The sequence below is a fragment of the Brevundimonas vesicularis NBRC 12165 genome, assembly GCF_001592205.1.
Taxonomy (GTDB): domain Bacteria; phylum Pseudomonadota; class Alphaproteobacteria; order Caulobacterales; family Caulobacteraceae; genus Brevundimonas; species Brevundimonas vesicularis.
On record NZ_BCWM01000001.1, the window covers coordinates 200,369 to 214,028 of the forward strand.

Annotated in this window: 10 protein-coding genes; 1 reads left to right on the top strand and 9 read right to left on the bottom strand. The window is 64.6% G+C overall.

Going from position 1 to position 13,660, the window contains the following annotated elements:
* The first annotated feature begins 43 nt into the window (after nt 1-43).
* Nucleotides 44-2,989 (top strand): excinuclease ABC subunit UvrA, encoded by a 2,946-nt coding sequence (gene uvrA / locus BVE01S_RS01025; protein WP_066623090.1) that lies wholly within the window; start codon nt 44-46, stop codon nt 2,987-2,989.
* Between the two features lie 3 nt (nt 2,990-2,992).
* Here the strand turns inward: uvrA and BVE01S_RS01030 are convergent, their stop codons facing one another.
* From BVE01S_RS01030 to flgK, 9 genes are all read right to left on the bottom strand, one after another.
* Nucleotides 2,993-3,895 carry a hypothetical protein gene (locus BVE01S_RS01030; protein WP_066623093.1) on the bottom strand — a complete coding sequence of 301 codons (903 nt, stop codon included), beginning with the start codon at nt 3,893-3,895 and terminating at the stop codon, nt 2,993-2,995.
* A 94-nt stretch (nt 3,896-3,989) separates the two neighbouring features.
* Nucleotides 3,990-4,640 (bottom strand): ABC-type transport auxiliary lipoprotein family protein, encoded by a 651-nt coding sequence (locus BVE01S_RS01035; RefSeq protein WP_066623095.1) that lies wholly within the window; start codon nt 4,638-4,640, stop codon nt 3,990-3,992.
* Entirely contained in the window at nt 4,637-5,575 is a 939-nt protein-coding gene (locus BVE01S_RS01040) for an MlaD family protein (RefSeq protein WP_066623098.1), read from the bottom strand. Before BVE01S_RS01040 ends, BVE01S_RS01035 begins: the two co-directional genes overlap by 4 nt.
* Before the next feature lie 12 nt (nt 5,576-5,587).
* On the bottom strand, nt 5,588-6,364 hold the full coding sequence (locus tag BVE01S_RS01045) for an ABC transporter ATP-binding protein (protein ID WP_055804373.1): 777 nt from the start codon (nt 6,362-6,364) through the stop codon (nt 5,588-5,590).
* Nucleotides 6,361-7,476, bottom strand: a complete 1,116-nt coding sequence (locus tag BVE01S_RS01050; protein WP_066623101.1) for an MlaE family ABC transporter permease — start codon at nt 7,474-7,476, stop codon at nt 6,361-6,363. The genes BVE01S_RS01045 and BVE01S_RS01050 overlap by 4 nt, the downstream gene beginning before the upstream one ends.
* 228 nt (nt 7,477-7,704) lie before the next feature.
* The gene (locus BVE01S_RS01055; protein ID WP_066623104.1) at nt 7,705-9,159 is read right to left on the bottom strand and encodes a UdgX family uracil-DNA binding protein; all 1,455 of its coding nucleotides are present in this window, start codon (nt 9,157-9,159) and stop codon (nt 7,705-7,707) included.
* Nucleotides 9,159-10,397, bottom strand: a complete 1,239-nt coding sequence (locus BVE01S_RS01060) for a putative DNA modification/repair radical SAM protein (RefSeq protein WP_066623107.1) — start codon at nt 10,395-10,397, stop codon at nt 9,159-9,161. The genes BVE01S_RS01055 and BVE01S_RS01060 overlap by 1 nt, the downstream gene beginning before the upstream one ends.
* A 66-nt stretch (nt 10,398-10,463) precedes the next feature.
* A complete protein-coding gene (locus BVE01S_RS01065) occupies nt 10,464-11,429 on the bottom strand; it encodes a flagellin (RefSeq protein ID WP_066623110.1) in 966 nt (321 codons plus the stop codon).
* Nucleotides 11,426-13,525: a flagellar hook-associated protein FlgK gene (flgK, locus tag BVE01S_RS01070; protein ID WP_244878335.1), complete on the bottom strand. Its 2,100-nt coding sequence runs from the start codon at nt 13,523-13,525 to the stop codon at nt 11,426-11,428. The genes BVE01S_RS01065 and flgK overlap by 4 nt, the downstream gene beginning before the upstream one ends.
* Between the last annotated feature and the right edge of the window lie 135 nt (nt 13,526-13,660).

Consider the following 13,660-nt stretch of genomic DNA (forward strand, 5'->3'; position numbering starts at 1 on the left):
TCGCGCCGGACCCGCCGGCCCTCCTCCGCGTTCTCCGGACAGCATGACCGAAAAGCATAACTTCATCCGCGTTCGCGGCGCCCGCGAGCATAACCTCAAGGGCGTGGATCTCGACATTCCGCGTGAACAGCTGGTGGTGATGACCGGCCTGTCGGGGTCTGGCAAATCCTCGCTGGCATTCGACACTATCTATGCCGAAGGCCAGCGGCGTTATGTCGAGAGCCTGTCGGCCTATGCCCGCCAGTTCCTGGAGCTGATGGGCAAGCCGGACGTGGATCTGATCGAAGGCCTGTCCCCGGCCATCTCCATCGAACAGAAGACAACGTCCAAGAACCCGCGCTCGACCGTCGGTACGGTGACGGAAATTCACGACTATATGCGCCTGCTGTGGGCGCGGGTCGGCGTGCCCTATTCGCCGGCGACCGGCCTGCCCATTGAGAGCCAGACCGTCAGCCAGATGATCGACAAGCTGGTCGCCCTGCCCGATGGTGAGCGCATCCTGCTGCTCGCCCCCGTCGTTCGCGGCCGTAAGGGCGAGTACAGGAAGGAAATCGCCGAGTGGCAGCGGCAGGGCTTCCAGCGCCTGAAGATCGACGGCCAGTTCTATCCGATCGACGAAGCGCCCACGCTGGACAAGAAGTTCAAGCACGACATCGACATCGTCGTGGACCGGATCGTCACCAAGCCGGATCAGGAAGCGCGCTACGCCGACAGCCTACAGACGGCGCTGGGTCTGGCCGACGGCATCGCCAATGCCGAATGGGCCTCGACGGCGGAAGGTGAAACCGCGCCGCGCTCCATCCTGTTTTCCGAACGATTCGCATGCCCGGTGTCGGGTTTCACGATCAGCGAGATAGAGCCGCGTCTGTTCTCGTTCAACAACCCCTTCGGCGCCTGCCCGGTCTGCGACGGCTTGGGTGTCAAGCTGGCATTTGACGCCGATCTGGTGATCCCGGACCGCGACAAGACACTGCACAAGGGTGCCGTTGCGCCATGGGCGCGTGGGCCGTCGCCGCTTTACACCCAGACACTGCAGTCGCTCAGCCTCCACTATGGCTTCTCGATGGACAAGCCGTGGCGCGACCTGCCCGCCCAGGCGCACAAGGCCATCCTGCACGGCACGGGGTCGGAGAAGATCAAGTTCGTCTATGACGACAACGCCCGAAAATACGAGGTCTCCAAGCCGTTCGAAGGGGTGCTGCCGAACCTGGAACGCCGCTGGCGCGAGACCGACAGCGCCTGGGTGCGCGAGGAACTGGCCCGCTATCAATCCGAGACGCCCTGCAACGCGTGTCACGGCAAGCGGCTGAAGCCCGAGGCCCTGGCGGTCAAGGTTGGCGGCGAGGACATCGCCGACATCTCCACCCTGTCCATCTCCAAGGCCTATCTGTGGTTCTCGACGCTGGAAGAGAACCTGACCGACAAGCAGATGGAGATCGCCCGGCGCATCCTGAAGGAAATCTGCGACCGGCTGCGATTCCTGAACAACGTCGGCCTGGATTATCTGAACCTGTCGCGATCCTCCGGCACTCTGTCGGGCGGCGAGAGCCAACGCATCCGCTTGGCGTCGCAAATCGGCTCGGGCCTCACCGGCGTCCTCTACGTGCTGGACGAGCCGTCCATCGGCCTCCATCAACGCGACAACACCCGCCTGCTGGAAAGCCTGAAGGGGCTGCGCGATCTCGGCAACTCGGTCCTCGTGGTCGAGCATGACGAAGAAGCCATCCTGACCGCGGACTACGTCATCGACATGGGCCCGGCCGCCGGGGTTCATGGCGGCCAGGTCTGCGCCGAGGGCACGCCGGCCCAGGTCATGGCCAATCCCAAGTCCTTGACCGGCAAATACCTGACCGGCGAGCGCGAGATCGAAGTCCCCGCCGAGGGTCGCCGCCCCATCAACCGCAAGCGAATGCTGAAAATCAGCGGCGCCAGCGGCAACAATCTGAAGAGCGTCACCGGCGAAATCCCGGTCGGCGTCTTCACCTGCATCACCGGCGTCTCGGGCGGCGGCAAGTCCACTTTCACCATCGAGACCCTGTACAAGGCCGCCGCGCGTCGCCTGAACAATGCCTCGGAGGCCCCTGCCCCCTTCGATCGGATCGAAGGCCTGGAGCATTTCGACAAGGTCATCGACATCGACCAGTCGCCCATCGGCCGCACCCCGCGCTCGAACCCCGCGACCTATACCGGCGCCTTCGGGCCTATCCGCGACTGGTACGCCGGCCTGCCGGAATCCAAGGCGCGCGGCTATGGCCCCGGGCGGTTCAGCTTCAACGTCAAGGGCGGGCGTTGCGAAGCCTGCCAAGGCGACGGCGTCATCAAGATCGAGATGCACTTCCTGCCGGACGTCTATGTCACCTGCGACGTCTGCAAGGGCAAACGCTACAATCGCGAGACGCTGGAGATCGTGTTCAAGGGCAAGTCCATTTCGGACGTGCTGGACATGACGGTCGAGGAGGCGGCGACCTTCTTCAAGGCCGTGCCGCCGATCCGCGACAAGATGCTGACGCTTGAACGCGTGGGCCTGGGCTACGTCAAGGTTGGCCAGCCCGCCACTACCCTGTCAGGCGGCGAGGCCCAGCGGGTCAAACTGTCCAAGGAGCTGTCCAAGCGCGCCACCGGCCGCACCCTGTACATCCTCGACGAGCCGACCACCGGCCTGCATTTCGAGGATACGCGCAAGCTGCTGGAAGTGCTGCAGGAACTGGTCGAGGCCGGGAACACCATCGTGGTGATCGAGCACAACCTCGATGTCATCAAGGTCGCCGACTATCTGCTCGACTTCGGTCCCGAGGGCGGCGACGGCGGCGGCGAGATCGTCGCTGTGGGCACGCCCGAACAGGTCGCGGACAACAAGGCCAGTTGGACCGGCAAATACCTCAAGGAGGTGCTGGATCGGCACGAGGACCGCCGCAAGGCGCGTGTGGCGGCCTTGGGCGGGTCCGTCGATGCTCCGGCCAAAAAGAAAAGGGTGAAGGCGTCGGCCTGATCGTCAGGAAAAGACGTCGGTCGACTGACCGCCTCGAAGCCCATTCCAGGCCGCTGCGAACGGGGCATACAGCACCGCGAGTTGCAGCGCGGCGAGGAAGGCGTTGACGATCGACGACACCAGGATCGCCGGCCAGGCCTGCATCAGGATCTGACCCAGTCCCTCGCCGTCGAAGCGCGCCAGCGTCTGGATGCCGCCGGTGGCTAGGTCTGCGGCTGCGCCGATGATCATGCCCAGGATGCTGACGATCAGGGACATGATGATGGCGATCACGGCCATGCCCAGCAGCGACCAGAAATGCCCCTTGGTGGCGGCGAACGATTCCACGATGGTGATCTTGCGGCGATCGATCGTCATCGGCACCGCAAGGCTGAACTTGATCGCCAGCCAGACGATCAGGGCGAAGACGGCGAAGATCAGCAGCACGCCGGCCAAGATCAGCAGCGCCTGACCCGACGCCGCGCCGAAACCGATGGCCGCGCCGACCACCATCATGCCGACGCCAGACGCCAGACCGACAGCCAGGCTGACGATCAGACTGACCGCCAGAACGCGGACCTCATCCATACCGAGGCGCAGATAGCCCCACGACGACTCGGCCGGCCGCAAGACCGAGCGCGCCACGGCCGCGCTCAGCACCGCGCCGACCAGAAGGCCAATGGGCGCGGCCCAGATCAGGGCTCCGGCATAGGTCTGACCCAAGGCCTGAAACTCCGCCATCGACGGGTTGGCCGACTGTTCCAGCGCTTCACCCGCCGCCATCAGGCTGGCCCACTTGTCTGCGCCCAGGCCGAACATGGCGACATAGACGGCCAGATAGACCAGGCCCCAGGCGACCGCGACAATCGGATGCCGACGGACGACCCGAAAGCCTTCGAAGGCCGCATCGGTGGCGGAAAAACTCATGACAACTCCGGGAGCAGATTCGCGGCGCACCGTAGCGCATCCGCAAGCCTACGTCCCCCACCGCCGCCGTCCCGGCATCATGCGTTCGATCGCCTCAGTTCGCGGAGGCGATCGTCCAGTCCGCGATCTGGGTGTTGATGTCGCGCGTCGCCGTGTCGAAAGCTGCGACGATGGCGGACACGCGGTTGTCGCCGGCAGGCTGGGTCACGGTGAACACCCGCTCGACCGAGCGCCCTTCCTCGGGACGAATGGTCCCGCCGCCAGCGCGCCGTTCCGGGGTGGAGCGCAGCTGCGCCCGCGCGGTCACGACGACATCCGGCACGGTGCCCGGCGCGGCGTATCGCGCCTCGAACGTCGTGACCGTGACCTGCAGGATCAGCGGCGGCGTCCCCGGCTCGCGGCGACCCAGCACGCGAATGCGGTCGGCGCGGTTGGCGAAGGCCGCCTTCAGGCTGTCGTCGAACAGGGTCGAGGCCGGCGACACCCAGCGTGCGCCGCCGATATAGGCCGTCTCTAGACCCGTGACGCCCAGGATCTTGTCGTCGCCGGTCGCCTGTGGGAACTCGATGCGGCGGATCGAGACCGTTAGAGGCGCAGGCGTGTCGCCCACCGCCGACGGCGCGGCCATCGGCAAGCCGAACCGATAGTTCTGGACCGGGTCCGGCGACGATAGCAGCGCGCATCCGCTCAGCGCGGCCAAGACAGCGGCGGACGCCGCCAGTCGAAGGACAGGACGAAGGATCACGGCTGCACCTCCAGCTCTTTGGATTTCGGACGACCGATGAAGTCGCGCGGGCTGGCGCGGACGTCGTCGATCAGGGATTGCAGAGACCGGGTGGCGTCTTGCAGCTCTTCAATCGTGCCGGTCAGTTGCGGCAGGCTGGTCGTCGCAAAGTCACCCAAAGGACGCTCCAGCCCAGTGATCGAACGGTTGGCCGAGGCGATCGCCGTGCGTGCTTCCGCCGTCGCCGAGTTGATATTGGCGATGGCTTGGCGACCGTCCGTATTGATGATCTGACGCGTGTCGACGGCCAGGGCCTGATATTCCTTCACCGCGGCGTTGGCGTTGGTCACGGCGTCTTCCAGTTGCTGGAAGATGGCCTTGCGGGCTTCCAGTTCCGTCGTGAGCGCTTCGACGTTCTTCACGCTGGTGGAGAAGCTGCGGATATTGTCGTCGGACATGACGCGGTTGATCCGGTTTAGCGCATCCACGGTCTGGGCCAGCACCGTGCCCGAACCACTCAACAGTTCAGCGATCGGCGACGGCTGGCTTTGCAGCACGGGCACGACATTATCCGGATACTGCTCTTTCAGCAGGGCGCTGTTGGGCGAGCCGGCGGTGATCTGGATGTAGTTCAGGCCGGTGATGCCTTGCGGCTCTAGCTGCGCGCGCGAGGTCACGCGCACCGGCGTCGTGCCGTCCACGCGGACACGGGCGATGACCTGGTCGCCGCGCTTGGTGTCGATGTTCAGGTCAGTGACCTCACCGACGCGGATGCCGTTGAAATGCACCTCGCCGCCTTCGGACAGGCCGTTCACCGGCCCATAGAAGACGATGTCGTACATGTCATAGTCGCTGTTGAACTGCAGCCGGGCCAGCCAGATGGTGAACACCGCCAGAGCCGCCAGAAGGGCGACGGTGGCGATGCCGACGGCGGCGTAATGTGCGTCTCTTTCCATGATCCGCTCTCCTCAGGCGGCAGACTTGGTGGCTGCGCGTCCGCGCGGCCCCAGGAAATATTCTTTGATCCACGGATGGTCGGAGCCTTCCAGCTCCTGCACCGTGGCCTTTTCCACGACCCGCTTGTCGGCCAGCACCGCCACCTTGTCACAGATGGCGTAGAGCGTATCGAGGTCGTGGGTGATCATGAAGACGGACAGACCCAGGTCGTCCGCCAGTTGCCGAATCAGATCGTCGAACGCGGCCGCGCCGATGGGGTCCAGACCCGCCGTCGGCTCGTCCAGAAACACCAGTTCTGGGTCCAGCGCCAGCGCACGCGCCAGGCCGGCGCGCTTCTTCATGCCGCCCGACAGTTCGGCGGGCTTCAGGTGATGATGCTCGGGTTTGAGGCCCACCATGGCGATCTTGAGTTCGGCCAGTTCATAGATGATCGCTTTGGGCAGTTTGGTGTGCTCGACCAGGGGCGAGGCGACGTTCTCCAACACGCTCAGCGATGAGAACAGCGCACCCTGCTGAAACAGGATGCCGGTGCGGCGCTCGATGTCCGCCGACTGATCGTCGGTCAGGGTCGCACGGTCGTAGCCCAGCACCTTCACCGACCCGCCCTCGGGCTCTTTCAGTCCGATGATGGTGTTCAGCAGCACGGTCTTGCCCGCGCCCGATCCGCCGACGACGCCCAAGACTTCGCCGCGCACCAGGTCGAGGTCGAGGTTTTCGTGGATGGTGCGCTCGCCGAACTGGCTCAACAGGCCGCGCACCTCGATCAGGTTTTCTGGTGCTTCGGTCATATGTTCAGCTCCAGGAAAACCAGGGCGAACACGGCGTCCAGAAAGATGATGGCGAAGATGGCTTGCACCACGGCGGCCGTCACGCGCCGGCCCAGGCTTTCGACATCGCCGGCGACCGACATGCCCTGACGGCAACCGATGGCGGCGATCACCAGGGCGAAGACCGGCGCCTTCACCAGACCGACCATCAGATGCTGGGCCATGGTGCCGTCCTCGACGAGCCGCTGGAAGAAGAAGGACGGACCAAGATTCAGCGAGCTCCAGCACACGACCAGACCGCCGACCAGACCGCCGATCATGCCCATGAAGGTCAGCAGCGGCAGCATCAGCACCAGGGACGCAACGCGCGGGATCACCAGGGCCTGGAACGGATTGACGCCCATGACCTGCATAGCGTCGACCTCCTGGTTCATCCGCATCGATCCGATCTCGGCCGCAAAGGCCGAAGCCGAACGTCCAGCCAACAAGACCGAGGCGATCACCACGGCGAACTCGCGGAACATGGCGACGCCGATCAGCTGAACCGCAAACACTTGGGCGCCGAAGTCGGTCAGCAAATCCACGCCGATGAAAGCGATGACGGCGCCGATGAAGAAGTTGGTGATCATGACGATCGGAATGGCGTCCAGCCCGGCGCGCTCGGCCTGACTGACCCAGGCCGGCCAACGGATGCCGCCGGGATGTTTGGCGGCTTCCACCACGGCGGCCATCAGCCGACCCAGAAAGGCCAGCGACAACATGGCCTCGCCGCCGAAATCGTAAACGCCACGGCCGATCTTGGCGAAGGTGCGCACGAAGGCGCTGGGGCGTTTCGGCGCAGGGGCGCTCTGGCGCTCCAGCAGTTCGATCATGTGATAGATGCGACCGGCCTCCGGTCGATCCTTCCACTGGCTCTTGGCCAGGCGGCCGCTTGAAGCCTGCACCAGAGCCAGCGCGCCGGCGGTATCGAAGCGACCGAGATCGGAGGTGTCGATGCTGGCGATATCGCGGCCTTCCAGATCGCGGCTCAGCTCCGTCGGCAGACGACCGAGCGCCGTGGTCGTCCAGTCGCCGGTCAAGCGCAGACGGGCCTCGCCATCACTATCGACGATTTCATATGCAGCCGTGTTCATCGCGCCCCTGAAGACCGATCTGACATCGCGATTTTCCCCTGACGCTCTGAACAGACAGCCGAAATCCCTGCCGCGCTAATGGTCAAGCCGGCATTCGATGTCAACGCGCGATGACATTCGCGCGGATGTTTGTCGATCGACCGTGTCGAGATCGCCTCCCCCGATGAAACGTCCAACGGTCACGCTGGCGCTGATGCCAAACGCGGCCGAACGGGATTCGTTCTCGCGTCACCTCATACGACGCTGCACGGCCGTCAGATCCTCAATGAACAACCGTCTCGCCTCGGACTTCGCCGCCTCGTCCGGCAGACGCAGCAGATAGGAGGGGTGGACCGTCAGTACGGCGGTCGATCCGTCGCTCAGGTCGATCGGCGCGCCGCGTTCCTGCATCACAGCCGGCTTGCGACCCAGCAACGCCAAACTCGCCGTCGCCCCCAGGGCCAGCACGACCTGCGGCTTGATCAACCTTCGCTCCGAGTCCAGCCACCAGCGGCAGGCCTGAACCTCGCCCGCATTCGGCGTCTTGTGCAGGCGACGTTTGCCGCGCGGCTCGTGTTTGAAATGTTTGACCGCGTTGGTGACATAGACGTCGGATCGATCAATGCCGGCCTCGGCCAAGGCGGCGTTCAGCACCTGTCCCGCCGGCCCGATGAAGGCGCGGCCTGCCAGATCCTCCTGATCGCCCGGCTGTTCGCCGACGATCATCAGACGCGCCGACTTCGGCCCCTCCCCGCACACGCCCTGCGTCGCGTCGCGGTAAAGCGGGCAACGGCGACACGCCTGAACGCCGCTGGCGACGTCGTCAAGATTTTGAGGCACGGCCTCGGCGTCGGGACGCGCCAAATGCACGTCTGGCGCGACGGCGCGCGCGAAACGCGAATTGGGCTGAGGCGACGGCGTAGCGACCATGGTCTCGGTCCGAACCGACGAGGCCACGACCAGTTCCGGGATCAGGGCGGCTTCCGGCAGGTTCTTCCAATAGGACTTGGCCATCTCACCCTGCATCGTCTTCACCTTGAGCCGCGCAGGATTGAAGGTCGAGGCGTAGTAAGTCTTCCAGAAATCCTCGATCTCGTCCTCGGCGGGCGCCAGGTCGCGGGTCGCTGGCCGCCCGAACCGCAGGGCTTCTCCATCCCAGACGGCCGAACCATCCGGCGTCAGGATCGACCAGCGCATAGTCGTGAACCGCCGTTGGAAAAACGGCGCGGTCTTCTCCAGAACCCGATGCGGCGGCTCGAACCACGCCACCCAGGCCTCGCCCAGATCGTCATGCACCTGGCGAAAGCGAACGAAGGCCTTCATCTTGTGCGAAGCCCGGCTGACGTTCTTGACCCGCTCCAGCGCGTCGGCGACGTCCCGGTCTGAAATGACCTTGATCAGGTCCGGCTCATCCTTCAGCCGCCACAGCAGCCGGTACATCAGATCGAAACGGTCAGCGGATCGATGCAGGATCAGGTTCTGGGCTAGGTCCACGAACTCTTTCGGGACGTTGAAAGCTCTGCGCTCATCCGGCGTCGGCGACGCCTCTTCGGCAATCGGCTGATCGAAAAGCCCGCCCTGTTCCATCGTCCCCGCCACGACGAACCGCGCCGCCGCAGGCTCCACACCCGCCAATCGAAACGCGCGCGCCGCTTTCCGCCAGCCGTCGAAGTCGGTCTCACCGTCCAGCGTCGCCACCGCCATCAGAACAGGCTCAACTGCTCGGGCGTTCGGCTGGTCACGCGCGCCTTGAGGTCCGCCGCGTCCGTCAGACCGCCTGGCGTCCAGTCCAGCGCCGTAATGAAGGGCCGGATCTTCGCCACCGATCGCGTCAGCCGTCCGACATCCTCCAGCCGCAGGGTCCGATAGCGGCGCACCGAGACGATCCGGTCCACCGCCTTCACGCCCAGCCCCGGCACCCGCAGCAGCATCTCTCGCGGCGCACGGTTCACATCGACGGGAAATTGCTCGCGCTTGTTCAGCGCCCAAGCCAGTTTGGGGTCGACCGCCAGATCGAGCATGCCATTCGATGCCCCCTCGCCGATCTCCGGCGCGGAGAAGCCATAGAACCGCATCAGCCAATCGGCCTGATACAGCCGATGCTCGCGCATCAACGGCGGCTTGGACAACGGCAGGATCGAACTGGAGTCCGGGATCGGGCTGAACGCCGAATAATAGACGCGGCGCAGGCCGTAACCACCGTAGAGCGAGGCGCTGCGATCCAGGATTTCCGTATCCGGCGCGCCGTCGGCGCCGATGATCAACTGCGTGCTCTGGCCGCCCGGCGCGAACTTCGGCGGTTTGATCTTTTCACGTTTGGCCGGCTTGGCCGCCTCGACGCCAAGGCGCACCTGGCTCATCGCCTTCTTGATGACCCCAACATCCTTTTGCGGCGCCAGTCGCGCCAGCGCCTCGTCGCGCGGAAGCTCGATATTGGCTGACAGGCGGTCGGCATACAGTCCCGCCATTTCCACCAGCTTCGGATCCGCCTCCGGGATCAGCTTCAGATGAATGTAGCCCCGAAAATCGTGGACTTCCCGCAACGTCTTGGCCACCAGGACCAGCTGCTCCATCGTATAGTCGCCGGATCGAATGATGCCCGACGACAGGAACAGACCCTCGATATAGTTGCGCTTGTAGAAGTTGAGCGTCAGGTCGACCACCTCGTCGACATCGAAGCGCGCGCGCTCCACGTTCGACGACACGCGATTGATGCAATAGGCGCAGTCGTAGATGCAGAAGTTGGTCAGCAAGATCTTGAGCAGACTGATGCATCGACCGTCCGGCGTATAGGCATGACAGATGCCCATGCCTTCGGTCGAGCCAATACCCTTGCCGCCAACAGAGTTTCGTTTCGACGTTCCGGACGACGAACACGAGGCGTCATACTTGGCGGCGTCAGCCAGAACGGAGAGTTTTCGACGCAGATCGAGACGGGCCATCGTTCATGATACGTTCCAGAACGATGTTTGGTCCAGCGTTGCCGTTTTCTTTTTTGAAACGACGACTTAACGTAGCAGATTGAGCAGCGACGTGCTCTTCAGCGAGTTGATGATCTGGGCCGAAGCCTCGATCGCCACCTGCGCCATCTGCAGATCGGTGATCGCCCGTGCCGGATCATAGCCGGACTTGTCCTGCATCATCTTCTGCAGGGCGGTCTTCTGATTTTCCTGGGCGTCCAGCGCCGTCTCGACGTGGTTCTGGATCAGACCGTTTTTGGCCGTCTGGTTCGTCAGTCCCGCATTCGCCTTGTCCAGTTCGCCCATCTGCGCCTTCAAAAACGCGGTGACGTTGGCGTCGGGCTGTCCCGTCAGCGTGCCCGCGCCGGCTGGCGTATAGGTCACGCCGCCGACGGTCACCGCCGTGCCGTTCTGGAAGGCCTGAATGTTGCGAAACACCTCAGTCAGCGGCCCGCCGATCTCGCTGGCCAGAAACCCGGTCTCGACCGTGGTCTTCTCGTCGATGCGCGACTTCTGCTTCAAGGTGTCGTTGGCGAAGGTCGCGGCGGTGGACGGCGCCGCCGTCAAATCGGCCATGGTCGCGGCCGTGGCGGGAGCGATGTCGCTTTGACCGCCCGCAAACAGGTACGAGCCCTGGTGTTCCGAGTTCAGCCCCCCCTGCACAGTCTGATAGTTCAGACCGAGTTCCACCATCAGATTGTCGATCCGCCCGGCGGCCAGGCTATTTGCAATGGCCTCGCGCGCCGCATTACCGCCTTCGTAGATGCGGCTCATGGCCAAATCCTGGGCGCTCAGCCGCGCCTTCACGGCCTCACCAGTAGAGATGAAGCCCTCCAGCCGTGCCTGGGTCGATGTCAGGCTTGTCAGCTGTTCGGCGCCTCGGCCGTAGCCAGACATGTCGGTGGCGATCTTCTCGCTATCGATCCGCTCCTGCGCCTGCTGCGCGCGGCCTTGCGCGTTCATCAGGCTGAGCAAGGCCGACTGGTAGTTCCCGTGGGTCGCGACGCGCGTCATTGCAGGATTCCGATCAGTACGTCGTACATGTCCTTGCTCGCCTGAATCAGGCGCGCAGAGGCGTTATAGGCTTGCTGGAAGGTGGTCATATTGACCAGCTCCTCGTCCATGTTCACGCCTTCGGCCGAGGTGCGGCGACTGTCCGCCTCCTTGGCCAGGGCGCTTGCCGTTTCGCTGCGGGTCTTGGCGGCCGAGGCCTTGCCGCCGATCTCGCCGGCAAAGTCCGCCGCATAGGACGACAGGGTCTTGGTCCCGCCGGCGTTGCCGCCGGCTGCGGCGAAGGCGATGTTCGTCTTGCCCACATCCCCCAGCGCCAGGCCGCCGCGCCCATCGTTCTTGCTCAGCGCCGGCGTCCCCGCCGCGGCCGACAGGTTCAGTTGCGCTAGGGCCAGCTTTCCGGGGTCCTGCTGGATGTCGCTGCGCACCGTATAGGCGCCCGCCCGCGTCGACCCGGTCGCGCCCAGGCCGAAAAGTTGCGACATTGAAACGCCGGACGGATCTTGGGTCGTATTGTCCTTCACGACGCTCATCGACGTCGCAGACGGGTCGTAGGCTTTGAAGGACAGCTTGCCCGCCGCATCCAGGCTGAAGGCGCCATAGCGGCCGACGCCGGTGATGGGATCGTTCAGCGCGCCCAGCATCTCGCCCATCGTTCCCGTCCCGGCGGGCACGGACACGGTGATGTCACGAAGACGCGCCCCAGACGGACCGGCAAAGCGCAAGGTCAAGCTCTCGCCCGGATCGAACCCATGCTGAGACGTCAGGGTCAGGCCCGTCTCGTAGAAGGTCGGCGTCGTCGTGGCGACCAGGTCGTTCAGCCCGAACCAGTGCGAAAATCCGCGCCCGCCCTTCGTGCTGGGCGATGTCGCGTCGTCGGCGATGGCCACACCGTTTCCGCCCGCCCCGTCCAGGCGCAGTTGGCCGTCCGAGAAGCTCGCCGTCGCCGTGCCGCCGAGCTGGGCGTTCAGCACGCTGAGGAAGGTGGTCGGATCCGCGGCGGCGCCGTTGATCGTCATTGTGCCGCCGGAAAAGACGATCCGGGCCGAGGCCTGCACCACGCCCGACGCATTGACCGCCGAGATGGTCGTCGTGCCGGTGAAGCCGGTCAGGGCGTTCTCCAGCGACTGGCCGGTGTTGCGCCCCGTCAAGGTGGTCGGTGCAGGAACGCTGCTGTTTGCGTTATGGGCGCGGTTCAGTTCGTCCGCGAGTTTGGCCGTCAACTCACCCAGGCGGGCGGCGGCCGCTGGCGCATCGACATCGCGCATCTCGACCAGACCCCGAATCTGACCGGACGACACGCCGTCCAACAGCGGCCAGCGCGTGCCGCTGGGCTCGGTGATCATGATGTCCGAGAAGGCCGTCATGGCGTCCACAGTGCCAGCCGCCTGGTACGACAGCGTCGCCGCCCCCTCGCCCACCAGGGTCGTGCCTGTGTTGGTGCGCAGCGTCACGCCGCCGTTCGAGCGCGCCTCGACCTTCACATCCATATATTTGGACAGTTCGTTGATCAGGCCAAGTTGGGCGTTCTGGGCGCCCGTCACATCCTCGTTCGTCACCGTGCCGGCGGCGATGGTCTTGTTCAGCTTGGCGATCTGTTCCAGCAGCGGATTGACCGTCTCGACCGCGCTCAGCAGTCGGCCGTCCGCCTCCTGACGCGCCGATTGGATCTGTGACGCGATGCCGGCGGCCTGATTGAAGATCGCCTGGGTCTTGTAGATCGTGTCCTGACGCCCGGCCGAGGACGTCGGGCTTTCGGCCAGTGTCGCATAGGTGGCGAACAACTTGTCGACCTGAGCGAAGAAGTTGGTGTCGCTGCTGGGATCGCCGAACTGGTTCTGGATCTGGTCGTACAGTTCATAGCGCACGGTCTGGCGCGCGGCGTCCGCCCCGGCGCTAAGGCTGGCGGCCTGCAGGAAACGGTCTGTCGCCAGACGCACCCGCGTGACGTCGACACCCGAACCATAGCCATTGGTGACGGCGGCCGACTGATCGGCGACCTTGCGGATGTATCCGGGCGTATCGACGTTGGCGATATTGTCGGCGGTGACACGCAACTGCGACTGGGCGGTCTTCAGCCCTGAGGTCGCAATGTTCATGATCGAGTTCAGCGACATTGACGCGTCTCCCCCACCCTACCCGGCAACCGCTGCATCGCGACGCGCAGTTCTTGCCCAGCCACGCGCCGCGCCCGCTCGCATAAAGCGTTGTTTTTCCACAGGATCGTTGATCGG

Coding starts and splice junctions, on each gene's coding strand:
- uvrA (WP_066623090.1), top strand. CDS start 44: ATGACCGAAAAGCATAACTTCATCCGCGTTCGCGGCGCCCGCGAGCAT.
- BVE01S_RS01030 (WP_066623093.1), bottom strand. CDS start 3,895: ATGAGTTTTTCCGCCACCGATGCGGCCTTCGAAGGCTTTCGGGTCGTC.
- BVE01S_RS01040 (WP_066623098.1), bottom strand. CDS start 5,575: ATGGAAAGAGACGCACATTACGCCGCCGTCGGCATCGCCACCGTCGCC.
- BVE01S_RS01045 (WP_055804373.1), bottom strand. CDS start 6,364: ATGACCGAAGCACCAGAAAACCTGATCGAGGTGCGCGGCCTGTTGAGC.
- BVE01S_RS01050 (WP_066623101.1), bottom strand. CDS start 7,476: ATGAACACGGCTGCATATGAAATCGTCGATAGTGATGGCGAGGCCCGT.
- BVE01S_RS01055 (WP_066623104.1), bottom strand. CDS start 9,159: ATGGCGGTGGCGACGCTGGACGGTGAGACCGACTTCGACGGCTGGCGG.
- BVE01S_RS01060 (WP_066623107.1), bottom strand. CDS start 10,397: ATGGCCCGTCTCGATCTGCGTCGAAAACTCTCCGTTCTGGCTGACGCC.
- BVE01S_RS01065 (WP_066623110.1), bottom strand. CDS start 11,429: ATGACGCGCGTCGCGACCCACGGGAACTACCAGTCGGCCTTGCTCAGC.
- flgK (WP_244878335.1), bottom strand. CDS start 13,525: ATGAACATTGCGACCTCAGGGCTGAAGACCGCCCAGTCGCAGTTGCGT.